Below are 26,447 nucleotides of genomic sequence, written 5' to 3' on the forward strand. Positions count from 1 at the left end.
CAGCGCCTACAGATCCATCCACGAGCGCAGCTCGTCCGGTCCGGACAGGGGCGTCCACAGTGGGCCCGAGGCTCCATGGCGCTCGAGATCCTCCAGCACTGCTGCGCCGAGCTGCACCTGCCCGGCCAGCTGGGTGACCAGCGGATGACCGGCCACCATGGCCCGCAGGTCGTTGATACGGCGCTGCAGCGCGTCCGGTCCGGTGCCGGTGAGGACGAACAGGACCCGCGGGAAGCGGGGGTAGAACCGCTGCCAGGCGAGCATCGCGGCCTGGTCGGCGACGGTGCCCCGACGCCCGGGTGCCATCGGCGTGTAGTCGTGGAACCTTGCGTAGGAGATGAGCTTGCGCGACAGGCGCTCACTGCTCATGGTGGCCCGGTCGACTTCGACGAATGCCCGGTACTGCAGCCGACGCGGTGCCGTGGCGGTGTAGTGCAGGACAGCGTCGGCGATGAGCTTGTCCTCGCCGCCGGTGTCCGGCAGCCGGTGAGCGACCTCCGGGACCCAGTCCAGCGGCCCGTACTCGTCCCCCCGCGCGCGGGCATCACGCAGAAACGCCAGGTGTGCCCGCAGAACAGTGAGCGTATGTGCGGCGCGCAGGTTCGCCTCTGTGCCGCCGGACGGTGGCTGGACGGGGCGGCCGCGCAGCTCCGGCCAGCCGGCGACGACGCGAGCTCCTCGGACGGTGAGGTACCAGGCCCGGGTGCCGTTGCTGGCCGGCAGCACGGTGTAGGAGAGCAGCTTGTTTTCGCGTAGCGCGTTCAACACGGTGGAGGTGGTCTGACGGCGTCCCTCGGGGGAGATCAGCTGATGCAACTGGGGGGTCGTGGCCAGCCGGTGCTGCGCGATGAGCGCGAGCACCTGATGCGCAAAGGAGTCCTCTGTGCTGGGCTGGAACTCCGATTCGGAGTCGTCGGCCGGGAGAGCGTCAAGGACTTCGGGTTCCATGGTCATGCGAACAGCTCCTCAGAGGTGTGGGTGTGGGCGGCCGGCGATGCCGAGGGTTGCGGGTTGGGTGCAGCGGGGCCTTGTCCCACTGACCCCGGGCCGCTCCCGGGCCCTTGGCCGGGCTGGGTGAGGAAGCTCAGGACGGCGACTTCGTGGGTGGAGGCGATCGCGGTGAGTTCGGCCAGCGGTCGTGCTCCGGTGTTGTCGTGGGCAGCTTGGAGCAGGGCGCGGGTCTTGCCGGGGCGCGCCAGGTGGCGGAAGACCTCGTTCAGCTCGGGGCCGCGGATCCTCAGGGGGCCGACGCGTTTGCCGCTGACGGTGAAGGATGCGAAGTGCTGGTAGCGGCCGAGCTCTGCGGCATCCGCGGGGCTGACCTGTTTGCTCCACTCATCGGTGATGTAGCGGACGGCTTCCACTGAGCCGGCGGTCGTGGAAAGCGATGACGCGTTCTGCAGCAGCGCGGTCCGTACCTCGGGGCTGATGCGGTGCAGCAGCTGCGTCATGCCGTGCATGCGCACGCCGAACTTCCGGAGCTGTTCGGTGATTTCGGCGAGGGAGCTGGAGGCGGCGCCGTCGAGGGAGATCAGTTCGTCCAGGTAAAGCCGGAACGGCGTACGGTCCCGTTCCGGGGTGTCACGGCGCGACAGCCCGGCCCGCAGCATGTCCCGGACGATCATGGATGTCAGCAGCCGGTCGGTGGGGCCGGTGCCGGCCGGACAGATCCACACGACTTTCGACCGGTCCATGGCGTGACGCATGTCGTAGCTGCCGGTCGGGGAACCGAGGAAGGCCTTGATGACGGGGGATGCGGCAAGCCGGTCGATGGGGTTCAGGACGGTCGGCAGGGCGTCGGCGGGGATCGCCGGGAACGAGGTCGCCCACCACCGCTTGGCTTCATCGTCCAAGCGGCCAACAGCCAGCGTGCGGAAGAGGGGGTCGGTCAGCAGTGCACGGATCTGAAAGATGGTGGCCTGGCAGTCCTCCTTCCGCGCGGCCACTGCCATCGCATTCACCGCGACCAGCGCCTCGACGGCCTTGGTCAAGATCGTGATGGCCCGGGGCGCGTTGGCGTCTCCCCAGCCCAGCGAGGTGGCGAACGCGTCGACCACCGCCGCCGTGACCTCGTGCGGGGCTGCACCGGAGGTCATACTGAGCGGGTTCCAGCACGCCAGGCGATCCTGCGATCCGCGCACCGTCAGGTCGAACAGCCACGCCCGGTTCATGATCGTGCCGTGGGCCAGGTACGGGGCCACGGTCGCCCACGAGTCGCGGTGCGGGTCGATGAACGCCAGCCCGCCCCGGTTGTGGGCGACCGCGACGGCCTGGACCAGGGCGCGGGTGGTTTTGCCCCAGCCGGCCTTGCCGACCTGCACCTCGAAGAGCGTGTCCGCCTCCCGGGTGGCGAGCAGCCGTTCGGTGCCGTCGGCGCTGCGGTACCAGCCCTGCGGCAGCAGGTCCTTCTTCGGCTCGAAGCTGGGGATGTCGCCGGCCAGCAGCGGCAGCCGGGCGTGCATCGTCGGGGGCTTGAGCAGCCCGGCGACTTCCTCGATCCGCGCCCAGGAGTCCCGGCGCGGGTGGATACGGCCGCTGGCCCACCGCTCGTCGAACCGGGGTCGCCACGGCCACCGGTCCGGCCCGAACCGCAAAGGGCCCCAGGACCAGCCCACTGACGACAACCGCGTGCGTGCCGCGTACACGTCCAGCGCGGCTTCGATGTGCCGCAGTCGACGCTCCGCCCTTCCGATCTGGTCCGAGGCGCACCGCACGAGCAGCTGCACCCGGACCAGGCCGGTGTCCTCCATCAGCTTGCCCAGGGCCTTCTCGCGGTCGATGCGCGGCGGCCTGGGCGACATCATCAGCCGACGCCGACTGGTGCGCTGATCCGGCGGCGTCAGCAGCTGTGTGAGCTGCCAGCCGAGCGAGTCCTCCAACGATGCGGCGTCCTGCGCCATCCACTGTGCCTCGCGGCGCGCTTCCTGCCGGGCCCGTTGCCGGGAGGCGTGGACGACCTGTTGCCGGCGGCTCTTGAGGTGCCACTTGGAGGCGGGGGAGAGGTCCAGGCAGGCCTCGGCGAGGTCGCCGAGGTCGGCACGTAGGTCGGCGACGGCGTCGATCAGCGGCTGCAGCGGGTCCGGCTCGAGCGGGACATCCCGCAGCCGGGACGCGGCCGTGCCGTGCAGGGCGAAGACGGCACGGACCGTGTGCTCGCGCTTTTTGTAGGCGATCGGGCGTGCGGGCTCGCTGCGGACCCGTGCGTAGGGGGTCTGCTGCAGCAGATGCGCGGCCGACGCCGGCGCCTCCACCCGATACGTCAGCGGGCGCGTACCGTCGGCACGCAGCCGGATGCGCACCGTGCGGGCGTCGCGCGGTACCCACCACTTGCCGGCGGAAGCGGCCCGGATCAGCTGGGCACCGAACCGCAGGATCTCTTCCTCACACGTCTCGAACTGCCCACCGGGCAACAGCTCCACGTAGGCGCGCTCCTTGAGAGCGCGCGTGGCCAAGTAGCGCCGCCATACACCCCAGGCCACCCAGCAGAACGCGGCGACCAGGCTCAGCCACAACACGTTGGCCAGCACCCACAGCAGCACCTGCCAAGCCCAGAGCAGGACACCGGCGGTGCCGTTCCACAGCGGGCTGCCGGCGAGGATCACCGTACGGGGGTCCATGACGGTCCCTCCTTGATCAGACGGATGGCGGCTGTGCGGCCGTCCAGGAACATCCCGGCCGGGTCGGCGCCCGCCCACACCAGCCGCACCACCACGTCTTTTGGGTGCTCGGGGTCGCGACCAGCTGCGGCGGCCTGAATCCGGAACCGGGTATAGACAGTCGACGGCGCGGGATCGGTGAAGTAGCCCGGCCATCGATCACGACCGGCGCCGGTGACGTCCGCGGTCCATACCGCCTTCGCCAGGGCGACCAGGTGCCGGGCCGTGGCCGGGGCCAAGTTCCCGGCCGCCGCCCGGTTCATGGCGTCCTGTACGAGCGGGTCGGCCTCCGGCCCCGCCCCGGGCGGCGGCAGCGCCCCTCCCGTGGCAGGCGCCCGCGTCCTGACGGCGGGCGGTCTGCTCGCTGCGGCGTGCCCAGAGCGCGGCGGCCTCGCGGGGCGCGCCGCGGATGGTGACGGGGTCGTCACCGCGGGCCTGAGAGAGATGTCCCGCGGCTGTGCGACCACTGTTCGGGAGGCCGCCGCGTGGTGGCTCGGGTCCGCTGATGCGGAGACGGCCAGCAGTCCGGCGCCGGCGATGGCCAGCACGGCCGCGACGGCGGTCAGTGCGGGTCCGGAGAGCCGGGACGACTGACGGGTACTCATAGGATTCGTGCTCCTCCGGCGTAGTCGGGCAGGGCGGTCAGCGGGTCGATGCGCACGCGGGTGCCAGGCTTCGGAGCGTTGATCATCTGGCCGTTACCGAGGTAGATCCCGACGTGGTGGATCCCCGCGTTGCTGTTCGGGTTGGGGCCGTAGAAGACCAGGTCACCCGGCCGCAGCGCGCCGTAGCCGGCGGAGGCGGGGATACGGCGGCCGACTGAGGCCTGGTGCTCCGCGAGGCGCGGCAGGCGCACCCCGACCTGCGCGTACGCGTACAAGGTCAGCCCGGAGCAGTCGAAGCCCCTGATCTTGCTGCCGTCCTGGTGCTGTCCGGGCGAGCAGCAGATACCTGGTGCGGGCCCGTCGGCGTTGCCGCCGCCCCACGAGTACCGCACGCCCTGTTGGGCGAGAGCGGCGGCGATGACGGTTCGGGCGTCACCGGTTGCCGCGCCCCTGCTGCCACCAGTGGTGGTTTCGGTGGTGTCGTAGCGGTGGATCGCGTTGAGGACGTCGGTGACGTATGCGGTGGAGTGGTTGTAGGAGTACACCCCGGCGCGCAGCTGGTCTTCGTCGGTGAGGTCGCGGCCGTCCCCGCACAGGTAGTTGGCGGCGGCGAGAGCGGCGTCGTCGGCGTTGTGCGGGTCGGCGCGACCGTCGCCGTTGCCGTCCTGTCCGATCGCGGCGAAGGTGGCCGGCAGGAACTGGAACGGCCCCACCGCCCGGTCGATCTGCCGGTCGCCGTCCCATCGGCCGTCGTCGGTGTCCGGGATCGCCGTGGTGTTGCCTCCCGCACCGGACCCGTCCAGGCGCGGTCCGAGGATGCTCGGGGTGATGTCCCCTCCCGCGCCGATCGTGTGCCCGGCGGCGTTGTTCGACTCGATGCTCGCGATGCCGGCCAGGACCTGCCACCGCATCCCCCGGCACCCGGGCGAGGTCTCCTTCACCGACTCGGCGCCGTGCGCGATTGCGCGCAGCATCCGGGCCGGGATCCCCGTCACGGCCACCAGCCCACTGCTCACCGCGGTCTGACCGATCCCGGCAACCAGGATCGCGCCGAGCGGCCCCGCACAACAGACACCGGCCGCCACCAGCAACACGACCAGCCAGACCCCCCGGCGTATCGCCTTCACGACTCACCGCCGTGGTCGCGATCCCACTGCCAGTCGGTGCGCTGCGCCTCCATCAGCGCGTCGAACACCCGCCGCCGGTCGGCCGTCGGTCCGCTCTCCGGCAGAGAGGCACCAACTGTCGGATCCGCGCTGCGGCCGTCGCTCCGGGCGCCGAACAGCCAGCCACCGACCGCGGCGTCACGGACGAACGCGCGGGTGCGCATCGCCGGGTCGTAGACGTCGATCGTGGTCGCCAGACGCTGCCCGACGTGCGCCGTGCCGCGCTGAATCCCGCGTCCGGCCTGACCCCAGGCGTGGGTATCGTCCTGAACCCGTCCATGGGAGACCTGCAGCTGGTGCCAGGCGTCCTCGGTGAAGTCGGTGACGTGCTGCCGGCCGGCCGCTGCGCGGCGCGGCAGGCCGAGCGTGGCGATGTAGGCGAACCGGGCCGTGTGACGGGCGATGCGGTAGCCACGGAACCGCACGGCCCGGTTGTGGAAGCGCGTGCTCAGCAGCGTCCGCTGAGTGTCCGGGTCGTGAAGCAGCACGCCGTTGCGGTCGACGACCGGCGCCTCGCCCGGGGTGACCGTGTTGCCCTCGCCGTCCTGCTCTCCAGGACCGACGGGACGCCGCATCCGCTCCAGCGTCTCGTCGTCGGGGCGCCGGCCGACCAGCGTGGCGTAGGCGCCCCGAAGCGTCCCGCGCATCCCGCGCACTCCGAGGGTGGCGGAGGTGATGGCCATGCCCAGCGGGGCCAGGCCCCGTCGGGCTTCTGCCAGGGCATCGGTGGCCAGCCGGCCGGTGTCGGCCGGCATCCCCGTCCCGTCGGTCATCGCCAGAGCGTTGGACAAGAACCGCTGCCGCAGCAGCAGCGAGCCGTGCGCTGCGGAGAACCCGCCCAGGCCCAGGCCGAGCCCGCCCCCACCGGAGCCCGACAGGTGGGCGCCGATCGCGGCGCCGAGCTCGTTGTTGTCGCCGGGCAGGTGGGTGCCACCGACCTTGGAGTACCGCATTCGCAGCGCGAGACGCTGCCCGAACTGGGCGGTGGCGGCCGTCAGGCGCCGGTGAAAGGCCAGGGCGGCGATGGCGAAGGCGTCCAGCAGCAGGAGGCGTTCCACCATGAGGCTGCCGTTGCTGGAGGTGAGGAGCGCGTCGACACCGATCCCGAACATGGGGATGGTCATGGCGGTGGTGAACATGACCATCACTGAGGCCAGGAAGGTGCCGAGCCACCGCCATACGGCCATGCGGGACGGGCCGGGCAGCATGCCCCAGATGAAGGTGATGCCTCCGACTGCGGCTGCGGCAACGTCGGCGGCTTGGGTGCCCAGCAGTATCAGCGAGAGCGATACGGCCATGGCGGTGACGATCACGGCGGCGATGCCCAGCAGCAGGACACCGCCGATCCGGTCCCACGACGGTGCCCGGGCGTAGTCGGCGGCCTGCTTGCCGATGTCACCGGCGTCGTCCAGCTCGTGCAGCAGGGCGCTGAACTTCGGGTCCTTGGGGTTTTGATCCAGCGGTGAGGTGGCGGTGCCGTTGCAGTAGTCCTTCGCCGGTCCGTAGATCGCATCGCACGGACTGCTGTCGTCCTTCTTGGCCTCGTCGGCGCTCATCACCATTTTCAGGTGCGCGGCGTAGGCGGCCCGGTTCTCCGGCTTGCCGTCGTCCAGCAGCCGTCCGTACTGCAGCAACTGGAACGGCTTGACGATCAGCGCGTTGGTCAGCGCGTCCTGTACGGACTTCGCCACGTCAACCCCGCCGGTTGCCGTCGCCCCGGTGCAGGAGGCCGGTGCGGGGCGGTCCACACGGTCACAGGCCGGACTGTTCGGACCGCTGGTCGGGGTGTTGCCGAAGTAGGAGTTGCTGGTGATCGCGGCCAGTTCGACGGCGGCCTGGTGAGTCTGGTCCAGCGGCCCGTCCTTGGCGAGCAGATAGTCCGGCCGGACGAACACCGACGCCGCCAGCGCCGCGATCAGCAGCGTCAGGAGGATCTCGCCCAGACCCCGGCCGACCTTGCCGCGGGCGACCAGGATGAGCCCGAACACGAACGCCCACGCCAACAGGACCCCTTCGAGGCCGATCGCGCCGACCACGTGCGAGGCGTAGGCGTTGGAGACGGCCTGGGCGGGGCGGAGCATCGCGGTCAGCAGCGGGAACTCGAACGCGAACCCGATCAGCCAGCACGCCAGCCCGACCAGCATCCGCACCAAAGAGAACAGCCCGCCCAGAACCAGGGTCTGGAACTGGCGAGTGACGTCGGTTATGTCGCCACCGTCGGCCCGCAGCTCATACCCGCTGAGCGGCGCGCCCTCGGATGTGGTGACGTCCAACGGCGCCAACAAGCCCCCGCCGGCGGAGGCCGCGTGATCGGCGGCCGCCGCGACGGACGTGTTCACCGTCAGGAACACCACCACGAGCAGGGCCGCGAAGCCCGCGGAGCGCAAGGTACCGCGGTCGAAACGCTTCATCCCCGCCCCCTGCCTGCCGTGACGGCCAGGGCGACCGCGGCGGCGATCGCCGCGGTGGAGAACCCCACCAGCCACAACCCTTGGGCCGACCCGCTCTCGGCGCTGGCGACCGGAGAACCGGGCTGCGGCTCGCAGTACGCGCGGGCCGGACCGACGATCAGATTGCACGGGCCATCACCGGCCTCCCACGCCGAGGCGGTGACGGTGGCGTTCTGCCCCACCGCGACGGGGCCGGGGGGCGCGGCCGCGCTGGGGCGGGGAAGCACCCACGTGGTGACGCTGCACGCGATGAGGACCAGCACGGTCGTACCTGCCAGCAGCAGCAGCAGCCGCAGCCGGATGCGGCCGAGGCGGGTCATCGGGAACTCCCGGCGGCCGCCGGTGCGAGGTCCGCGCCGGGGGTGGTGAAGATGGCCTGCTGGATCCGCGGCACTGGTGGCACGTGAACCTTGATCCGGCCGACCTGCATGCGCGGGTCGCGCAGCAGCATCTCGCCTTCCCGGCCGGCCTGGCCGACCGGCGACAGCCCGGTGCTCACCAGTCGCACGAGGTCTTCGGACTCGCCGTCGAGGCCGAGGAAGGCGAGGCCCTTGGCGGCGCGGGCGTGGTCGCTGGTGCGGGCCAGCAGCTTGTATGCCAGCAGGCCGGCGTCGGAGCCGAGTTCGTCGACGTCGTGGGCGCCAAGAATGACGCCGGCAGCGTGCTTGCGGCCGTCGTGGAGGATTTCCGACACCAGCGCGGAGCCTTCCGCGCTCGAAGTGAGCCAGTAGCACTCGTCCAGCGCGATCGCGCAGAACCGGCCCGGGTCGGTGAACGCGGCCTGCCGGGCCAGCGCCGCGATCAGATACAGCACCGCCCGGCCGATCAGCGCCTCCAGCGGTTGCTGCCGCAGCACGTCGATGCTCCCGAAGGCATCCTTCGGCGGCAGCGTGAGCCCGGCCGTGGTCACCACCACCATGTCGGCGTCCAGGTCGCCCTCGAGGGAGACCGGCGGCAAGTCGGGGTCGAACACCATGGCGGCGAGCGGGTTCGCCGCGACGATGCCGACCAGGTCGGCCATGTTCGCGGCCGCATCCCGCCGGATGCCCGGCACCTGATCGTCGGCAGCAAGCGCGTTCAACGCACCCAGGACGTGTGCTATCGAGGGAGACGACTGAGCCGCGGCGTGTTCGACGGCGTGGTGCAACACGGCGCCGGCCGCGCTCATCGGCCCCACGCCGAGCTGCAGCGTCAGGTAGGACAGGGCGTAGTGCGCGCCGGTCCGGCCGCCGAACACCCGCAGCGGGTCGATCGACAACTCGGCCTTCGCGGCGTCGATGACCTGGCACCGCTGCCCGGCGGCGGAGCAGCCGAAGCCGGCCCACTCCTTGACCGGGGTGCGGTCGATGACGATCGCCCGCCCGCCCCGGTCCACCACGCTGGAAACCAGCAGCTTCTCCACCACGCTCTTGCCAGCGCCCAGGTCGCCGACGATCCCGACCGACGCGGACGCGTTGCGATGCGGGGCGTCAGCGATGTTCAGCAGGACCGGGCGGATGGTGCCGCAGTCCAGATCCACCCCGACCATCAGACCCGTGGGGTCGCCCACGGACATAGAGGTGAACGCGCCCATGGCGGCCCAGTCCTGGGAGAGCTGGTGCTGGGTGAACTCCCGCACCATCGGCGGCCGCACCGCACCGGGCAGCCCGAGGACGAACAGGTGCTCCTGCATTCCGTGTGGGCGGATCGCTCGGTAGTCCGCCCCGGACAGCACCGCGGCCAGAGCCCGCGCCCGGGCATCGCACAACCCGGGGTCCTCGCCCCACACAGTCAGGACCGTGACGGACTGGACTTCGACCTCGACACTGCTGCGCGACAGCCGGGCGTCTTCCTCCGCGAGGTCACCGGCGGCGCGCGGCAGGGAGTGCGGCATGCCGGTGGGCTGGGCGCCGTACTGCTCGGCCTGGTCCAGCAGCTCCCGCTTCTTGCGCTGTACCTGCTGCTTCGCCTTGTCGGCGGGCATGATCTGCAGGTCGACCGTGAAGTCCACGGGGAAGTCCAAGCCCTCCAACTGCGCCAGCACGTCCGAGGTATCCACCGCCCGTGCCGGCGGGAGCTCGGCCAGCGCCAGATGCGCCTGGTAGGCGGTACCGGTCTCACACTCGACCTGCAGCCAACGCCGCAGCAACGGAGACGCTGTTTCGTCGCGCCGCCACCAGGGGCGGCCGCGGTCCTCGTGCCCGTGCCGCGGACGTGCGGCTGGCTCGGATTCGTGCGTCGTGGCGTCGCTGGGGGAGGGGCGGCCGCCTTCGGCAAGCCGAACCTGCCCGAGATCGGCGTAGGAGGGGGACCGCAAACGGCCGTTGCGCACCGTGCCGCCGTACAGCACCGACGCCTCGGCGTCCGCGAGCAGCGGCTCGTTCAGGCCCCGGTGGAGGGCGTGCTGGACCATCCACACGACCTCTGCCGGAGACGCCGACCGCAGAGCCAGGCCTCCGCCGAGGGCTGCCTGGACCCGCTGCGCCCGCTCGGCGTAGTCGCTGACCTCTGCCTCTGGCACCGGCGCCGGAGGTAGTCCGGTGGCGGCTGCGAGCTCCGACCACATCGAACCGAGTGTTGCCGACAACTCATGCCGGCCGCCCGGCGCCGTCAGCGGTACGGCGAGCCACAGGGTGCGTCGGTGCATCTCCTGACCGGCCAGCATCTCCAACGACGCGGCCGCGGTCTCCCGCCACGCCGGGAGACGCTGCCAGTCCAGCCCGGTGACCATCTGCTCGGCGATCTCACCCGGGTCCACTCGCGCCGCCAGACCGAACAGCCGCGGCGCACCGGCCAGCGAACGCACCAGCCCGGTCACCCGCCCAAGCAGCTCATCTCGCACCCGGGCGGGGACGTAGCAGCCGCCCATCGGCGCCACCCGCCAGATCGCCCACACCGTGCCGGAGGTCGACCACACCAGGTGCCCGGCGACGTGCCGGAACGGAAGCCTCATCACACACCCCCCACGGTGACGGTCTGTCGCAGCAGTCGGTCCAGGCCGGTGACCGGCGGTATCGGACCGGCCGGTCGGCAGGTGCGGCCTTGGCGGGGACAGTGCCTCACCCGACGTGCAACGCCCGCCCCTGTCGTCGGGGCGACTTCGATGACGAACACACCCGTCAGGCGGCTGGGACGGCGGTCACGAGCATTGCGGCCGCCGATCCGCCCGGCCGGATGCCGCAGCGCCAGCGTCAGCCACCCCATCGCCGCGGCGAAGGGAGACCGGCCGCCGATCTTCGCACCACGTACCGCCCAGATCGCTGCCGCCCACAGGGTGACCGGCAGCGGTCCCAGCCACGACCACCACGCGAACGTTTTGATCAGCACCAGTGCGCCGCCGGCCATGACCACCAGCTGAGCCGGGGTGTAGGGGCCGAACGGCAGCGTGAAGTCGCCGAGCTTGCCCAGCACCCACGGATGCCGGCGGGCCGAGGTGTAGGAGCGGGCGACCTGCGCCCGCTGCGCCGCGGCGCTCACAGCACACCGCCCGCGGTCTCGATGGACTGCCGGTAAAGCGGCGGAGGGGTCTGGTCGGTGACCTGCCGCACGGTGGTCCCAGCGCCCTTGGCCGGGTTGTTGATCTCATCGGTGAACGCGTCGGACAGCGCGCCACGGGAGTGGTAGATGCCCATGCACAGCGCCAGCCCGATCAGCGCGCCGATTGCCGCACGCACGGAGAACTTCCGGGCGGCGGTGACCACAACGATCAGCAGCAGCACCGTGGGCAGAGCCATCTCCGCCCAGTCCCTGGCCGTGCCGAGTAGGGAGTTGCCGACGTTGGCGAACTGGCCGGCCAGTTGGAGCTGTGGCGATTTCATCGGGAGGCACCCCCAGCCGACGCCTTGCGACCGGGGGAGGTCTTCTGCGTGCCGGTGGGGGCGCCGGCCTGGATGGTGGCGATCTCCCAGCGCCCGTCCCGCGCGGTCAGCGCGAAGAAGTAGCTCAGCGGCCACTGGTCACCGGCGTCGTCGGTCGCGGTGACGTCGGCCCTCACCTGCAGCCTCGTGCCATCGCCCGGCAGGGCTTCCTCGGAGACATCACGGTCGGCGGCGACCTGGTTGAGGCCGACCGACCGGTAGCCCGTCCCGATCACCGCGGATAGCTTCGACCCCGGAGACAGGTACCGGTCGACCTCCCCGACCCCGGTCAAGTAGGCAGCGAAGAACTCGCGCAACGCACCCGCCAGCGCGCCGTCTGTCGGCAGCGAACGCGGCAGCTTCTGCTTCGCCACTGGGGCCGGTACGGGCCCGGTGACCTCCGCGGGCGGCGCTGTCACCGTGAATGAACCGGCGTCGGCGACCTCTTGCACAGACAGGACCGGCACGGCGAAGTACCGGACCATACTGCCGGCTGCCTGGTCACCCGCAGCGTCGAGGCCGGCGTATTGGGCGGCGACGACAACCGACCACGAGCCGTCGGTCAATGCCGAACTGCGCACCGCGACGGTGCGCAGCAGGACTTGAGCAGAGGCCTTGCCCGAGCGTCGCGGCAGCGCCACATTCGGCGCCAGAGTACGTACAGCCTGCGCAATGCTGCTCTGGTCGTTGGTGCCGTCGCTGCGCAGCCACAGATCGGCAAAGAGTTCTGCGACGCCGGCCGGGTCGGCAGTGCGCACGGGTGCCGCGGCGCTGGGCCGGGCTTGCGCAGCTATCGGCGCGCCCGTAGGCGTTGCGCAGTATGCGGCCAGCGTCAGGGGGCCGGTTGCGAGTGCTGCCCAGACCGCCATGCGGGCTGTCGACACCGCGCGGCGGGTGGTGCGCAGGGCAGGCAGGGAAGGCCGTGGTGTGTGCAATGGAGGGGAGGCATTGGCAGGCGGCTGACGCTGGAGGGCTGGGGCAGCCATGGGAGGGCTCCTGGGGACCTGGAAGCGAGATGACGTCATCCATGAAGCCCGGCGGCACTCACCGATTCGCTCACCGATTTTGGGGTTGGCGATCACGGTTCGGCGTCAATTCTCCCGGTGAACAGCCTTGTTGTCGGTGGTGAGTTGCTTTTGGCACTCACCATCCCAGGTCACACGCCCGTGGGGAGGGACGGGCGGTTTCGGCAGTCGATCTTGTGAGAACGCCGTGCGGGCAGCGGACGCCCGTAGGCACTGCAGTGATGCCGAAGCAACGCTGCGAGTTGCGTCCCAGTCGTTGCCGAGCAGCGGTTCTGCGGTTGCAGGCATGGAGCAGCTGCGCAATGCGCATGGCAGGGCCGGCCGGGACGCTGAGCCATCTGCTCAGTAACGGTGAGAGGTGAGCGAGTCCGGCAGTGGTGTTGGTGAGGTCGGGTGGGACGTGAGGCAGCGCAGTTGTCGCGTAGGTCCGTGCTGTGGCCGGATGCGCTGGCGTGTATCGATACGTTGGTGGTCACGGCAGCGATGGGGGAGGCATTCGATTGCGATGGCGCCCTGGAGGTCGGTAGGAGAGCGGGAGGGATGTTGACCCGCGCTCGTCGGGCCGGAGAGGTTGCGGCTTCGCCCAGTTCCACCTCGGGGGGAGCCGTACCACTGTCCACGTGATCAGCGCACGACGCGGATTGCGACCGGCTTCTGCTGGTCTGTGCACCGGAACACGTTGCCTTCGACTGGATCGCCGACCGGCCGGTGCCGGATCGTCTGACGAATCGCGCCGTCGCGCCATCGGCAGCAAATCCGGGCCTGCTCTTGCGGCCGATGTCCGGTCCTGCGTGGTCTTGCCGACAGGATCTTGCCGCGACGGAGTTGAGTCACCGTGTCAGCCATCATTCGAAGCCGCCGGGAGAGCCGACGTGGACGCATGTGAGCCCGGGTGAAGTCGATTATCCGGACATAACGACCTCGTGATCCATGTCGTGCAAGTTTAAACGTAATCAAGATCACCTGAGAGTCGCTTGTAACCCCTTATGGAGGATACATAAAGTGAACCGAAACACGGTCGGTCCCCGACTGCCTTTGGTTGGAGAGTCGAGTGAAGCTGTCGCGGCTATTTGCAGCTCAGTCATGGGTCGCGAAAACAGATTATCGCTGCCGCGCGCGATCCCAAGATGCACTCACGGTAAACGGGGCAACAGATCCACCTGTCGACAGGAGAGGGATTCCCCATATTTCCCCAATCGAGCGGGACACATTTACCGTCTACCCTCATCTGAGAGTCAATACCGTGGTTGAGAATCAGCTAACCCAACTTGATGTGGAGCGCCACTTCAGCATATCTCGAGCCAAAAAGTTGCTACACAAGGTCTCACCGATTTTTCGCCGCATATTTGCAGTGACGCTCACCGTTGGAATGTACGGCTGTGCGCCCGAAATGGGGAGCTCCCCCTCTCCGGCCAATAGTCGGGTCGGTGCGGGAGTATCCCTCGAAGACCTCTCTATAATTCTTCAGGACATGCTGCCGACGGGGAAAGCGGTAGCGCTACCTACAGAAGCCGAGAGCCGCCGAGCAAAGAACTTCGGGATCTCCTACGACGACGGTCACGGGGCGGTCAGGATTGTCGTCAGCCTGCAACGAGTACCCGATTTGAATTCATCAGAATTGACAAGATGTCCGCTGATCTCTCGCAGTCCCACCAGCAGGTGTACGCGCAGCGTGAATGTCGACGGATCCGTATTGGTGCTGAATCAGGAGTACGAAGGGGTTCAGGAAGTGGGAGTGCAGCGGTGGAGCGCTGTCGCCACATCCAAGGACGGTAGACAAACCGTGATATCGGAATGGAATAGAGCATCGGAGCAGGAGGACATGCCAAGCCGGCCGAATCCTTCTCTGTCCTTGAAACAATTGGAAGCCATCGCAACCGACCGACGTTGGGATTTTGCATTCTCGGGTATAGAGGCTCCGAGTCCGCAGCCCGACCCATCCGCAGGTCTCATGACCAAAGAAGAGATCCTTGCCGTCGTTAAGGCTTCGCTTCCTCGTCGAATACGAACATCTGGTGAGGAGGGTGATCCACGTGGCTACGCCGACTTGAAGGTGCGCGACAAGCAGGGCGAATCTCTCTTGGAGATTCAGCTGCAGCGATGGAAGCCTGAAGATCCGCGCATGGCACAGTTGTTCAAGGATGGCGTTGTCAAGCCGAACGGAATTCGCCTACTGATCCGACAGGGGCCATACGGACATAAAGGTGCCGGCGCAATTTCGTGGACCGCCGATTCGCTGCGACTCAACGGACTGCGCGTCATTGTAACAGCACATAATGCTGCCGCTTACGGGGTTGACGCGGTCCGCAAAGAGCCGGCGTTGTCCGTTGGAGAATTGACCGACCTGGCACTCAACGATGCATGGGACAGCCAGTCCTGATGAGCGTCACAGAAACACGCGTACTCGGCCCGCGCGCCCTACCGGCTCCTCTGTCGCGCAGGTCGGTTTCCAATCTTCGGATTTTGAAGGGCATTTCGTGAAAAAGGTAGGCCCGATGTTGGGAACGGTGATTGCCGCCGCCGCCCTGTCCACTTGTATCGACACAACCGCCAGTGCAGCGCCTCATCCCCGCATTGCCCCCGTTTTGACTTTTTGCACCGATGCCAATTTTCAGGGTGCTTGCAAGAATGATACGGAAAGCACTGATCGCGGCGCGTGGACCTTGGGCGACATGATCGAGTGGGGCGCTCAGTACCAGGACGCCATTTCTTCCGTGAGGAACCTGACGGGCCGGAAGATAGTCTTCTATGAGCATAATTGGTGGGTTGGTAGATCGATGACCTTTCCTGCCAGTACCCAGCACTCTAACTTGGCACAGACCGGTTGGGCTAATGATGTACTTTCGTCGTACCGCCCGGAGTAGTTTTTCACAGAACTCCGCGATATCGCTCACAATGGAGTGCCGGCGCAATGGGATGATTTATGCGGAGCGGTGATCAGGTGAGTAGTGGCCTCGGGTGGGCGCGCCTCAAATTTGATTCCGTGTTATCCGCCCCCTGGCAGGCATCGATCTTTTAGCGTTCCGGTCCGTCATCGCTTCCTATTGGGCTAGAAAACCATGGCAGGGTTCCTCGTTTCTGTGGTCGATCACTGCAGGCGCTGTGGAAAGCTCAATGGGATCTCTCAATCCTCTCTTCCGAAAATTTGACCGTTCGTATCCACCTTAAGCGAAAGGAAATGTGTAACATGAAGAAGATCGCAATGCTTCTGGGCCTCTCGGTATCGGCCTTTGCTCTGTCGGTTTCGGCGGCAGCCGCCGACAGCGTTGACGCGCCCTCGGTGACGGCGGGTCCCGAAATGACGATTTGCCAAGACGCGAACTTCAGCGGCTCTTGCCAGTGGCACCAGATTGTCACCGGAATCAAGTGGCGTGACCTGGGGTACGATCTGGGCCCGGGGTTTCAGGACTCCATCTCCTCGATTCGCAACAACAGCAATCTCAAGGTCACTTTCTATGAGCACAGCAACTTCGCTGGAAGGGCTCTTGTCTTCCCCGCTTACACGCAGCATTCCGACCTGTCTCAGACGGGTTGGGCCAACGACGTGCTCTCTTCGCTCCGGGTCGACTGACCTGGGTTCGTAGTTCCGGCAAATCCCCCTGGTGGCGAATGCGAAATTCGCTGACAAGACGTCGGGCGGAATAGTCCGTGGCGCGGTATCCGGGACTTTGTCTCGGATACCGCCGCCGTGTTTGGTCGAAGTTCGGTAAAGTTCTTACGTGAATAAAAAATGGTCCACCAGTCGGCGCTGTACGGTACCCTTTCACTTCAAGGCGGTCTTTGTATAGCGCCTTGATAGCTGGAATCATGTGCTGGTGGCCGTGGCCTGCAGATCCGCGCTGCAGCAGATACTGACTTTCGACCGGGATGTCATTGAGGGCCAGCGTAGCTTGATCAATAAAGTTGCCGGTCACATGAGGTATCCGCAGGGTGGTGGGCTGACGCGTTCGCGGCGGCTTGCTGTTCCCCGCGATTGCAGGGATGGTTCCCCGAGAAGTAGCCGATGTCACTGGCAGGCAGCCGGTCTCCACCGCCACGGGGGGATGGTTCGCAGGGCCCGCTCCGTCGAAGGCGTCGCAGGGGTTCTGGTTCTCGCGCCTGCGGGGATGATCCCACCAGCGCGTGAGTGTGCGTGTGCCTGCAGGTCTGTTCCCCGCGCCTGCGGGGATGGTCCCAGCTTTCATGCCGCCGAGGTGGTGAGACCCGCTGCTCCCCGCGGTTCGGCGGGGGTGGTTCCTGTGCTTTGCCGGCAGCCATCGCGGTGCATTAGATGATCGATTCCAGGGGCTGGGCCCCGTAGACGAGGCGAGGGTGTCCACTCCCCGTGTGTGACGACCGAGATGGACACCCTCGCTGACTGCACTCAAGGTGCTTGTCGATGACTTGCCCGCGGTGGGCACCGCCCCCGCGGCTGTCGGACGGAGAGCTGGTCACCCTGGCGGTGATGCAGGCCCTGCTCAGGTACGGTTCCGAGGCCCACTGGATACGGCATGCCCGGGCCCGCTTGCGGCACCTGTTCCCGTACCTGCCACTGCAGTCCGGCTAGACCAAGCGGCTCTAACGGACCGCTGAGCTTGGTGGCGATCCGGGTCCTGGCCACCGACACCGTGCTGTGGGTCTGTCCATCGAACGGCCCTGTCTCACATCCGGTGGTAACGCCGAGTGAGGTCGGACGCACAGAGTAGTAGCTGCTGGTCGGCCCGCGATGTACTCTGCCAGAGCCTCTCGGATACAGCGTTCGAGCGTAGCCCTGAAGGCGGTCGCATCCCCTCCCGCTGCGGCGGGGTCCGCAGAAACGGCCATCAATAATATGATGATCCTTTACCATCGATGCGCGACAGGCCCGTTCGCGGCTCTGGTTCGTAGTCGGTGGTGACGCCGAGTTGCGGTTAAGGCAGAAGGATGCGGTGGCGGGGGAGGTCGAATCCGGCGCGTCCGTGTATCTGTCTCATGATCCTCTTGGTGCGGGTGTTGACGCCTTCGGTGCGGCCGTTGTGGTAGGGCAAGGTGAGGCCGGCGTTCACGGCGGACCGGTCGATTTCCAGGCCGTTGGTGAAGCTGCGCAGGTGAGGCAGGTTGATGGCCCGGGCGGTGGTGATCCACTCGGTGAGTTTGACGTCGTTGCCCTCGGCTGGTTTCAGCAGGGTGGCGAAGCCGCGGACGAGATCGGCGAGTGCGGTCATCTCCGGGCAGGCCGCAGCGATCTTCTCCAGCAGGCTGGTTTCCTTTGGGCGTAGGTTTTCAGGGTCGGTGAGCAGGAGGCGGCTGGCGTAACGTGGGGTGGTGACGGGGCGGTCGCCTCCGGCGCGGCCCTGGTTGAGGTAGCGGACCAGCAGGTTGGCGCTGCCGGTGTAGCCCAGCTCCCGGATCTCTTTGAGGAGGTGGGTGACCGGGGCGGCGGGATCCTCGGCTCGGCGCCGACGCAGGTGCTCGCGGTAGGGGTCGACGAGGGTGGGCCGGTAGGCGGGGGCGATGCGCAGGGCCTGGGGTTCGGGCATGCGGGCGTAGCGTTTGACGGTGTTCAGGGCGAGGTTGAGGCGGCGGGAGCAGTCGAGCAGGCCGATTCCTTGGCCGCGGAGCTCGTGGATTTTGTTCCAGCGTTCGCGGGTGGTCTGCTCGCGTATTCCGCCGGGGCGGGGCGGGTTGATGGTGGTCCAGCATCCGGCGTGGGCGCGGACCTCGAGCTGGACTTTGTCGCAGAGATTTCGCCAGAGGTGCCATCGGTCGCTGACCTGCACCGCGTCTGGCAGGGCTCGGCGGACGGCTTCGGCGTAGGTGGCCGAGCCGTCCCGGCACACGACCTCGACACCAGGATGTTCGCGCAGCCAGGACTCCAGGGTGGCCGCCTCGCGGTCGGGCAGGACCGCGAGGCGTCGGCCGGTCTCGGCACCCGTGGTGATCGTGGCGTAGCGGTGGCGGCGGCGCAGGGCGAAATCGTCGACGCCGATCACTCGCGGGACCGCCTGCTGCGGCAGCGGCAGGCGCCGCAGATGGCGCAGCGCGGTGCTGCGGGAAACGGGCATGGCCAGCAGGTCGGCCAGGCGTGCGGCCGCCCGGCGGCATAACTCCCGCGCCACCTGGGATATGTGGCCGGCAAGCCGTACCGTGCGGCGTTGATGGCGCTCCAGCGGTCCGGGAATCTGCTCGCGGAAGGTCTGCCGTCGGCAGCCCAGGGCCGGACAGGCCGGCCGCCGTACGCGCAGGTGGACGACGACCTGGCGACCGTCGACCGGCACGCCCCTCACCGTTCGGCGGTGAGGGACGTGCACCTTCGCCGTCGGCGTCCCACACACTGGACACGGCACCGCCACATCTGGAGTGCTGGCCGAGACCACCACCGCGTCGCCGCCGTCAGCCACGTCCTCGACGACCAGCGCCGACAGCCCCGAAAACACCGTTTCCATAAGGGAACTGATATCCATCACAAGATCATGATCAAGGACGGCTACTCGGCGTCATCACCGACTACGGACCAGAGCCGTTCTCTTTGCAGTCCCGTTTCGGTCGAGCCCGGAGGATGCCGCTCGATTCACACGGGGATGGCCCAGCTCTGGTTGGGGCTGCTGGCGCAGTCCCAAATTTGCAGGCGGGTACCATCGGCGGAACTCGGGCCGGTGGCGTCCAGGCAGCGGCCGGACAGCGGATTCACCAGGCTGTTGGAGGCGCCCTGCCGCCATTGTTGGGCAGCGGTGCCATTGCACGTGTACAGCTGGATCCTTGTGCCGTTGGCGGTCCCGGCAGCGGCGACATCCATGCACTTGCCCAAGAGCCGGAGGGTGCCATCGGCGCCGTTCGTCCATTGTTGGGCAGCGGTGCCATTGCACGTGTACAGCTGGATGGCGGTGCCGTCGGCGGAACTCCCGCCGGCTGCGTCGATGCACTTTCCGCCGTATCCGGTGATCGCGCCAGTGGGTTGGGGGACGCTTACCGCCTGCCACCAGTCGATGTTCTGTCCGCCCTTGACCTGCTCGACTCGCACGGTGTGGTAGGTACCGGGCGCGAATTGGAAGGTTCCCGCGTTGATGGTCTGCCAGGACTGCCAACCCTCGGTGTTCGGGACCTCGACGAGCGGTCCGCTGACGTCATCGACCACGAGGCGGAGCTGAGCTCCGGAGTTGGGAGTGGCCACGCGCAGCTTCAGCGTTTTCGTCCCCTGCATTGGTACATCGGTCCACTGCTGCCATTCACCTGCGGCGACGCTGCCGACGTTCCAGCCGCCCGCTGAGTCGGATGTTGGCTGCACGTCCAGGTCGTCGTTCCGGTAGACGTTCCATAGATTGCCCGCCGTCGTGTCGTGCACGACGTCGGCGCTCTCGGCCTGGACCGTGAGCTCGGCGGGAAAGGGTCGCTCGGAGTAGCGGCGCAGGAGATTGACGTTTTGGTTCGGGTAGTCGCGCTGCGTCGTGCTGTACGGGCCGGGGCTCGTGCGCCACAGTGCTGCGTTCTCCCGCCAGTCCGTGAATCCCTCTACAAGAGTGATTTGGTTCCCACCGTTGACCGTGGCCTCGAGGCCGTCCGCGAGAGTCTTGCCATGGTTGGGGTCGATCACCATGTTGGACGCTCCCGACACGAAGTGGAAGCCGGGTACTGTGACGCCGTTTGAAGTGCCCTTGAAGACCTGGTTGGTGTACGTCGGATTGGGGACCCCGAACCAGCTGTTCGCGCCGTCCGCGACAGTTGAGACGGCCGGGTCGTTCTTGAGCCAGCTGTTGTCGACGACGAAGTGCGGGTTCAGTCCGAACGTCGACTGTGTTTGGGAACGGACGTACTGCAGCAACCTGGCAGAGTTGCCTCCGCCTTGGTTGGTGAAGGCGAAGGAATTGTTCGACCAGAAGTAGACGAGCGGGCGTCCGTTTATCTTGTAGAGCAGGCTGTCGGGAACGTTCTGGAAGTAGACCTTGAGGCTGTTGTCCCAGAGGTACTGGTAGCCACCCTCGCCAGCTCCGGTCGCGTCACCCAGATCGAATACCGGTGAGTAGCCACCGGCCTTGTGCTTGATCTGGTTCTTCTTGTCGGTCATTGATGCTGGACTGTCGTCGAAGGCGGCTATCTTGAGTCGGTCGGAGTGCTGCCCACGGTTGATCGCGTCGACCAGCCCGGTGAGCGCTCGTGGGTCCCCCCCGCCGTTGGGCACTGGGGAGCCCGGCACAAATCCGCGCGTGTTGACCGCCACGAAGGTGACCCCCGAGGAGATCAGTTCTTCGACGTAGTTGTCCCAGAACTGGGCGGTCGTCCCCTTTTCGGCTCGGTAAAGGGGCAGGTTGTAGATGTGGTTGCCCTGGTTCTCGTACGGGCCGCCGGCCAGGGTTCTGTCGTCGAAGCCGAAGAGCACGCCGAGGGCCCCGGTGGATCCCGCCTTGCGGTGGGGGAGCACCGAACCACCTGGGTCCACGATGGTGGTCGTGCCGGATACGGCACCCGCGGACACGGATGCGGTATCGGTCGGGGATGCAGATGCGGTGGTGAGGTGTCCTGTGGCCCAGAAGCCGGCGAGGGATGCGGCTGCCATCAGGAAGCGAGCGACTCTCCTGCCGCTCGTTCGAAGTTCTTTGTTCGCCAACGTTTTACGTGCTCGTACTTGAAAGACTGACATCCATATTCCGGTCTCTGGTGGGCAAGGGGAGGGCAGAGTTGGACAGTTGCCCCGAACTCAAGATCGTATAGCAGAAGTCGTGGCCGAACGAGGCGCGTTCACGCTGGGTTGGACTGGCACTCCACGCCGAGGAGTGGATCGCACGCCTTGGCATTTCCCGCCGCTATTGGGCACCGGTTTTGTGGCTCCGGGAACTGGTGGCTCACTCGTCTCGGGGCGTCTGCGCCGAAGCTCGGCGGGGTGCGCGTGTGTGAGCCGGATGTTCCCCGCGGTGTGCCCAAGTACTGTCCGTGAGCTTGGGGGGGGCGTGCGACGATGAGGGAATATGGGTAGCTGTCGGGCCGGACAGAAGCGGAGAATATTGGGACCTGGACCGAGAAGGTGCGTGCCGCGATTCAAGCCAGATCCAGACAGTGATTTAGACTTCAATCAGGGTAGTGATTTGCGAAATGAAGGGAGTGGAAGGTGGATTGTCCGGATGCTATTTGCGAAATTTGCCTAGGCTCTGGACAGTGTGGAATTATTGTGCTCTGGCTTGGGAACGTTGCAGGGTACTCAGTCTGCTCCCCGCGTCTCCGGGGATGGTCCCCAGGACGCCAATTTCGACGAAGTCGAGATGAACTGCTCCCCGCGCCCGCGGGGATGCTCCCGACCATCATCAGGGCCTATGAGGTGCTGCAGACTGTTCCCCTCACCCGTCGGGATGGCCCGCTGCCCTGCTTCGCCGCAGGCGCCGCACGGATTCTGTTCCCCGCGTGCAGGGGATGGCCCCACCGGCAACACGCCTCGCGCGGCAGGGAAAGTTGTCCCCCGTAGTCGCAGGGGATGGTCCGACCAGCGCGCGCATGTGCAGGTGTCTGCGGGTCTGTTCCCCGCGCCCGCGGGGGTGGCCACAGACACCGGCCAACCCCCGGGAAAACCCTCCCTCACCGGCGGATAGTGAAAGACACTTGCCGACCACCGCACAACCGAGCCGACTTACATCAAACCAAGGGACGAATACAGTGCCGCTCCCCGCGGCCGCGGGGATGGTCCCGTTCCGGTGACATCACGACCTGTCCTATTGCACTGCTCCTCGCGCCCGCGGGGATGGTTCCGTTCTGAGAAGGAGTGCGACCGCCGGCATCGGCCTTGACCAGAGTCTTCGGGCATCCGCTCTGCCGGGCGCCCGGGCGGCAGTATGTTCATCTTCAGTCGAGAATCAGGGGCACATCGCGCTGTACAGGTAGATTTTCCCGCAGCAGTTGGTTGGCGACAAAGGTCGCGAGCCTGGAATGGCGATGGCTTGTTGAACGGTCGCGCGGCTGATGCGCGACCTGGGTCTGGAAGGCGACCGCGGCGGTCGACGCATCCGCATCACCATTCGCGATGACGGCCATGAAGGCGGGTGCTGACCTGAGGCAGCCTTTTGACCGCATCACCTCCTGGCCCCCCTTGCCGGGGCGCATGGCTGGCGGTTGAGTCAATCCACGAGGCGGGGGTTTTTGTCAGGGCTTCCGTCACCAGATGGGATTTCCGCAACATGGCGATGTCCCATGCCTCGTGCGTATGCCCTACCGTTTTCGGACTGTGCTGCCCAGAGGAGGGCGGCAGGCCGGATAGGGGAGAGGACGCCATCGGGATGTTCGGGGATGAGCAGGAGACCTGGGGTGAGCAAGCGGTCTGCCGAACCGCTGATCCGGACGATCTGTTCGCCGACGGCACGACCCAGAACAGGGCCAAGGCCGTCTGCACCGGTTGCCGAGTGCGCACGGAGTGCCTCGTCTACGCCCTGGACAATCGCATCGAGCACGGAATCTGGGGCGGCATGACTGAGCGGGAACGGAGGGCTCTCCTGCGACGGCGCCCTCGCGTCACGTCCTGGCGGCGCCTGCTTGAAGCCGCCCGATCGGAATACGGGCGTAACGCTGGAATTGAGGAAGGACAGGCATGGGACGCGACAGGGTGACAAAGAGCCAACAAGGGTCCTTGCTGTTGGTTGTGGGGACCATGCGGCCAGCGCACTGAGCAGACTAGTCTCTTTGCTGTCTCCGCTCGGGTAGGCCCAGCAGGTCCACCACCGCGTCGACGTACTCGAACTCGCGGGCCATGTGGGAGTGTCAACTTAACGGCTGATCTTGGTTTGTAAGGGGTCAGCGGTTGGTGGGGGTGAGGCGGCCTTCGAAGGCGATCTGGAAGGCGTTGAGGGGTGCCTTCCAGCGCATGGTCCAGCGCCTTCGCCCCTGGCCAGTCGGGTCCAGGCTCATCAGCGCCATGTACACGCACTTGAGCGCTGCGGCCTCGTTCGGGAAGTGTCCGCGGGCGCGGACGGCCTTGCGTATGCGGGCGTTGACGCTCTCGATGGCGTTCGTCGAGCAGATCACCTTGCGGATCTCCACGTCGAAGGACAAGAAAGGCACGAACTCGGCCCAGGCGTCGGACCACAGCTTGATCACTGCCGGATACTTGGCGCCCCAGGTTTCGGAGAACTCCAGGAACCGCTCGGTGGCGGCGGCTTCACTGGGTGCGGTGTAGACGGGCTTGAGGGCCTTGGCCATCTTGTCCCAGTCCTGCCGGGCCGCGTAGCGGAAGCTGTTGCGCAGCAAGTGGATCACACAGGTTTGAACAATCGTGCGAGGCCAGACTGTCTCCACCGCGTCCGGCAGGCCCTTCAGCCCATCGCAGACCAGCATCAGGCAGTCGTCCAGGCCGCGGTTCTTCAGCTCGGTGAAGATCTGCAGCCAGAACTTGGCGCCCTCGCCGCCGTCGCCGGCCCAGATGCCGAGAATGTCGCGGGTGCCCTCAACGGTCACCGCCATCACGACGTAGATCGGCCGGTTCGCCACCTTGCCGTCACGGATCTTGACGTTGATAGCGTCCACGAACAGGACCGGATACACCGGATCAAGGGGGCGGTTGGCCCACTCGGCCATGCCCTCCATCACTTTGTCGGTGATGTTCGAGATCGTCTGCTTAGATGTCTCCACTCCGTAGACCTCGGCAAGATGCGCCGCGATCTCACCATGCGTGAGACCCTTGGCCGACAGCGAGAGCACCATTTCGTCCACCCCGGTCAGCCGCCGCTGCCGCTTCTTGACGATCTGCGGCTCGAAGGTGCCGGCCGTGTCACGCGGTACCCGGACCTCGACCGGGCCGACATCGGTCAGCACGGTCTTGGCCCGGGTGCCGTTGCGGCTGTTGCCGCTGTTCCTCCCGGCCGCCTCGTGCTTGTCATAGCCGACATGGTCGGTGATCTCGCCCTCCAGGGCGGACTCCAGCACCCGCTTGGTCAGCTGCTGCAACAACCCGCCCTCGCCGGTCAGCTGCAGCCCCTCGGTGCGGGCCCGGTCCACGAGCATCGCGATCAACTGCTCGTCACTCGCCCCATTCGCCGACGGTTCGGCGGTCTGCTTGACGGACTCAACGGCGGTCTCGGTCATCTGGCGTCTCTCTCTTGATCATCAGATCCGCCGTTAGTTTTACAGTCCCGGCCATGTCCGCCAACGCCTCTCGCAGCAGGCGCTGGCGCTCTGCTCGGCGCATGGCTGGCGCGGCGGTGATGGGTGACGGCCGTCCGCGGCTTGGCGCTGCCCTTGTTCGTGCCGAGCGATATCAGCTTGATGGAGTGTGTCCAGCGCCGGTGGAACGCTGTTGTTGGCGGGGTTGTTCGCACGTCAACCGCAGTTCAGTGCTGGGAGGGCCGTCCAACGACACCCCCGCCGGGTCTCCGACGACGTCAGGTTGTTGGCCTGCGGGTCGCCCTTGAGGCGTTCGGCAAGGTCTAGCAACCACCGCACTTCAAGGTGCAGGGGCTCGGGCGTGGAGGGATCGGCCACGCGGCGTTCCCGTGCGGCTCGTCGCGCTGCACGTCCATGACCGCGGCGTCTGCCTGGTCCAGGAGGTTCCGCGTCGAACGCGGGTCTCCATCGGTGGGGTCGATCTTGGCGAACGCGTCCGCGACGGCGTCGCGGTGCTGCTGGCTGGCATCCACGAACGCCTGTTGCTTGGCCAGGGCGCGGTCTGCGGCAGCGTCGGCGATGCATCTATGCATGCTGACACCGGCGGCTGTGGCCGTTTTGATCGCCACGTAGGTGGTTTCGGCGGTCCGGGCAGCGCAGTTCCTGCGCTTCGGCAAGGACGTGCGCTGGTCCGAGGTCAAGGACGAGGCGTGCTTGTCGAGGGCATCGCGCGCCAGCCGGACGGGCCCTGGTTTCCACGCTTGTGCGGCGTGGAGAGGTCACCGTGAAGGTGAAAGTCCACGTCCACGGCGTCGAACCGGGCTCCTCCCTGGTGGTCGGGGAGCTGACCGCCGAGTTATGCGCACGACATCACGTGGCCAGGGCCAGCGTGATGAGGTTCCTCTATCCCCACGCATGTGGTCTGTGGCGGGGACGGGACGCGCATGCAACCCAAGGACTTCGCCATCAATGCCGAGCCACGAGCCCGATCCGGGTAGCGTCGTGCCAGTCGACGACTGCCCTGGGCCGGTGCGTACCGGGTTCGCGGCCCTTGCCGCGCAGAGGGCTGCCGGCGGGATCGCGTTGCTGCACCGGCAGACGCTCGCCGGCGCCGTGGGCACTGTTCTAGCCGTCGTCCATGAGGACCGTGTCGCGGGCGTCATCGATCCGGTGGAGATCCGGTTGGACGCCATGGGTACCCGCGAGCTCATGCCCCAGTATTTCGGCGTGCTGCCCGAACACCGCGGCTGCGGCAATGGCCGTGCCCTGTGGCGTGCCGCGATGTACTGGGGCCGGGAGAAGAACTCCGGCTATCAGCTGCTGCAGACGAAATATGTCGGACCGGTTCTCCCGGATGGTCCGGTACCACGTGGCATCGTCTGCTCGAAGTTGTTCTAGTGTGGACGGCTGGGTGCTATCAGTTCAATGTGTCACTTCCCGCGGTAGTGTCAAATTCCTATGCTCTGGCATGGGAAAACTACAGGCCGCACAGTCTGCTCCCCGCGTCTGCGGGGATGGTCCTGGGGACTCGCCGCCCGCCCCGCTCGCACGCGGTTTGCTCCTCGCCCCCGCGGGGATGGTCCGGGAACGTAGCGACGGATCAAGGTCCGCCCGTCTGCTCCCCGTGCCTGTGGGGATGGTCCCACCTTGCGATCACGGCGGAATGCGAGGCTGTACTG

At 67.2% G+C, this 26,447-nt stretch carries 21 protein-coding genes; 6 read left to right on the plus strand and 15 right to left on the minus strand.

Features of this window, described 5'->3' with window-relative positions; translation table 11 throughout:
* Positions 1-6: 6 nt before the first annotated feature.
* Genes AB0F62_RS26545 through AB0F62_RS26590 form a run of 10 tightly spaced genes read right to left on the minus strand, consistent with a single transcriptional unit; the run spans position 7 to position 12,471 of the window.
* Positions 7-954 carry a replication-relaxation family protein gene (locus tag AB0F62_RS26545; protein ID WP_361804087.1) on the minus strand — a complete coding sequence of 316 codons (948 nt, stop codon included), beginning with the start codon at positions 952-954 and terminating at the stop codon, positions 7-9.
* On the minus strand, positions 951-3,617 hold the full coding sequence (locus tag AB0F62_RS26550; RefSeq protein WP_361804090.1) for an ATP/GTP-binding protein: 2,667 nt from the start codon (positions 3,615-3,617) through the stop codon (positions 951-953). Before AB0F62_RS26550 ends, AB0F62_RS26545 begins: the two co-directional genes overlap by 4 nt.
* Positions 3,599-4,261 carry a hypothetical protein gene (locus AB0F62_RS26555; RefSeq protein ID WP_361804093.1) on the minus strand — a complete coding sequence of 221 codons (663 nt, stop codon included), beginning with the start codon at positions 4,259-4,261 and terminating at the stop codon, positions 3,599-3,601. Before AB0F62_RS26555 ends, AB0F62_RS26550 begins: the two co-directional genes overlap by 19 nt.
* Entirely contained in the window at positions 4,258-5,388 is a 1,131-nt protein-coding gene (locus tag AB0F62_RS26560) for an NlpC/P60 family protein (RefSeq protein WP_361804096.1), read from the minus strand. Before AB0F62_RS26560 ends, AB0F62_RS26555 begins: the two co-directional genes overlap by 4 nt.
* Positions 5,385-7,838: a hypothetical protein gene (locus AB0F62_RS26565; RefSeq protein WP_361804099.1), complete on the minus strand. Its 2,454-nt coding sequence runs from the start codon at positions 7,836-7,838 to the stop codon at positions 5,385-5,387. Before AB0F62_RS26565 ends, AB0F62_RS26560 begins: the two co-directional genes overlap by 4 nt.
* Positions 7,835-8,197, minus strand: coding sequence for a hypothetical protein (locus AB0F62_RS26570; RefSeq protein WP_361804102.1), 363 nt, complete (start codon positions 8,195-8,197; stop codon positions 7,835-7,837). The genes AB0F62_RS26565 and AB0F62_RS26570 overlap by 4 nt, the downstream gene beginning before the upstream one ends.
* Positions 8,194-10,809, minus strand: a complete 2,616-nt coding sequence (locus AB0F62_RS26575; RefSeq protein ID WP_361804105.1) for an ATP-binding protein — start codon at positions 10,807-10,809, stop codon at positions 8,194-8,196. Before AB0F62_RS26575 ends, AB0F62_RS26570 begins: the two co-directional genes overlap by 4 nt.
* Positions 10,809-11,333, minus strand: coding sequence for a hypothetical protein (locus AB0F62_RS26580; RefSeq protein ID WP_361804108.1), 525 nt, complete (start codon positions 11,331-11,333; stop codon positions 10,809-10,811). Before AB0F62_RS26580 ends, AB0F62_RS26575 begins: the two co-directional genes overlap by 1 nt.
* Entirely contained in the window at positions 11,330-11,674 is a 345-nt protein-coding gene (locus AB0F62_RS26585; protein ID WP_361804111.1) for a hypothetical protein, read from the minus strand. Before AB0F62_RS26585 ends, AB0F62_RS26580 begins: the two co-directional genes overlap by 4 nt.
* Positions 11,671-12,471, minus strand: a complete 801-nt coding sequence (locus AB0F62_RS26590) for a conjugal transfer protein (RefSeq protein ID WP_361804114.1) — start codon at positions 12,469-12,471, stop codon at positions 11,671-11,673. The genes AB0F62_RS26585 and AB0F62_RS26590 overlap by 4 nt, the downstream gene beginning before the upstream one ends.
* A 1,510-nt stretch (positions 12,472-13,981) precedes the next feature.
* On the opposite strand from AB0F62_RS26590, the gene AB0F62_RS26595 reads away from it, so the two are divergent.
* The 4 genes from AB0F62_RS26595 to AB0F62_RS26610 all read left to right on the plus strand — a co-directional run bounded on the left by AB0F62_RS26595 (position 13,982) and on the right by AB0F62_RS26610 (position 17,284).
* Positions 13,982-15,118 (plus strand): hypothetical protein, encoded by a 1,137-nt coding sequence (locus AB0F62_RS26595; protein WP_361804117.1) that lies wholly within the window; start codon positions 13,982-13,984, stop codon positions 15,116-15,118.
* A gap of 115 nt (positions 15,119-15,233) precedes the next feature.
* Positions 15,234-15,602, plus strand: a complete 369-nt coding sequence (locus AB0F62_RS26600) for a hypothetical protein (RefSeq protein WP_361804120.1) — start codon at positions 15,234-15,236, stop codon at positions 15,600-15,602.
* Positions 15,603-15,925: 323 nt separating this feature from the next.
* A complete protein-coding gene (locus AB0F62_RS26605) occupies positions 15,926-16,309 on the plus strand; it encodes a peptidase inhibitor family I36 protein (RefSeq protein WP_361804123.1) in 384 nt (127 codons plus the stop codon).
* An 807-nt stretch (positions 16,310-17,116) separates the two neighbouring features.
* On the plus strand, positions 17,117-17,284 hold the full coding sequence (locus AB0F62_RS26610) for a hypothetical protein (protein WP_361804126.1): 168 nt from the start codon (positions 17,117-17,119) through the stop codon (positions 17,282-17,284).
* Positions 17,285-17,627: 343 nt separating this feature from the next.
* Here AB0F62_RS26610 and AB0F62_RS26615 read toward each other — a convergent pair whose 3' ends face one another.
* From AB0F62_RS26615 to AB0F62_RS26625, 3 genes are all read right to left on the minus strand, one after another.
* Positions 17,628-19,160 (minus strand): ISL3 family transposase, encoded by a 1,533-nt coding sequence (locus AB0F62_RS26615; protein ID WP_361804129.1) that lies wholly within the window; start codon positions 19,158-19,160, stop codon positions 17,628-17,630.
* Positions 19,161-19,267: 107 nt separating this feature from the next.
* Positions 19,268-21,247 carry a DUF5010 domain-containing protein gene (locus AB0F62_RS26620; RefSeq protein WP_361804132.1) on the minus strand — a complete coding sequence of 660 codons (1,980 nt, stop codon included), beginning with the start codon at positions 21,245-21,247 and terminating at the stop codon, positions 19,268-19,270.
* 1,274 nt (positions 21,248-22,521) lie between these two features.
* Positions 22,522-22,710 (minus strand): hypothetical protein, encoded by a 189-nt coding sequence (locus tag AB0F62_RS26625; RefSeq protein WP_361804135.1) that lies wholly within the window; start codon positions 22,708-22,710, stop codon positions 22,522-22,524.
* Positions 22,711-22,952: 242 nt separating this feature from the next.
* On the opposite strand from AB0F62_RS26625, the gene AB0F62_RS26630 reads away from it, so the two are divergent.
* Complete coding sequence (locus tag AB0F62_RS26630) at positions 22,953-23,279, plus strand: WhiB family transcriptional regulator (RefSeq protein ID WP_361804138.1); 327 nt, start codon at positions 22,953-22,955, stop codon at positions 23,277-23,279.
* Between the two features lie 184 nt (positions 23,280-23,463).
* Here the strand turns inward: AB0F62_RS26630 and AB0F62_RS26635 are convergent, their stop codons facing one another.
* The gene (locus AB0F62_RS26635; protein WP_361804255.1) at positions 23,464-24,669 is read right to left on the minus strand and encodes an IS256 family transposase; all 1,206 of its coding nucleotides are present in this window, start codon (positions 24,667-24,669) and stop codon (positions 23,464-23,466) included.
* A gap of 422 nt (positions 24,670-25,091) precedes the next feature.
* A complete protein-coding gene (locus AB0F62_RS26640; protein WP_361804141.1) occupies positions 25,092-25,469 on the minus strand; it encodes a hypothetical protein in 378 nt (125 codons plus the stop codon).
* Positions 25,470-25,737: 268 nt separating this feature from the next.
* Here AB0F62_RS26640 and AB0F62_RS26645 point away from each other — a divergent pair, with 268 nt between their 5' ends.
* Positions 25,738-26,166 (plus strand): GNAT family N-acetyltransferase, encoded by a 429-nt coding sequence (locus AB0F62_RS26645; protein ID WP_361804144.1) that lies wholly within the window; start codon positions 25,738-25,740, stop codon positions 26,164-26,166.
* The last annotated feature ends 281 nt before the right edge of the window (positions 26,167-26,447 follow it).

Origin of the sequence: Streptomyces sp. NPDC026673 (genome assembly GCF_040638135.1) — a bacterium.
Classification (GTDB): domain Bacteria; phylum Actinomycetota; class Actinomycetes; order Streptomycetales; family Streptomycetaceae; genus Actinacidiphila.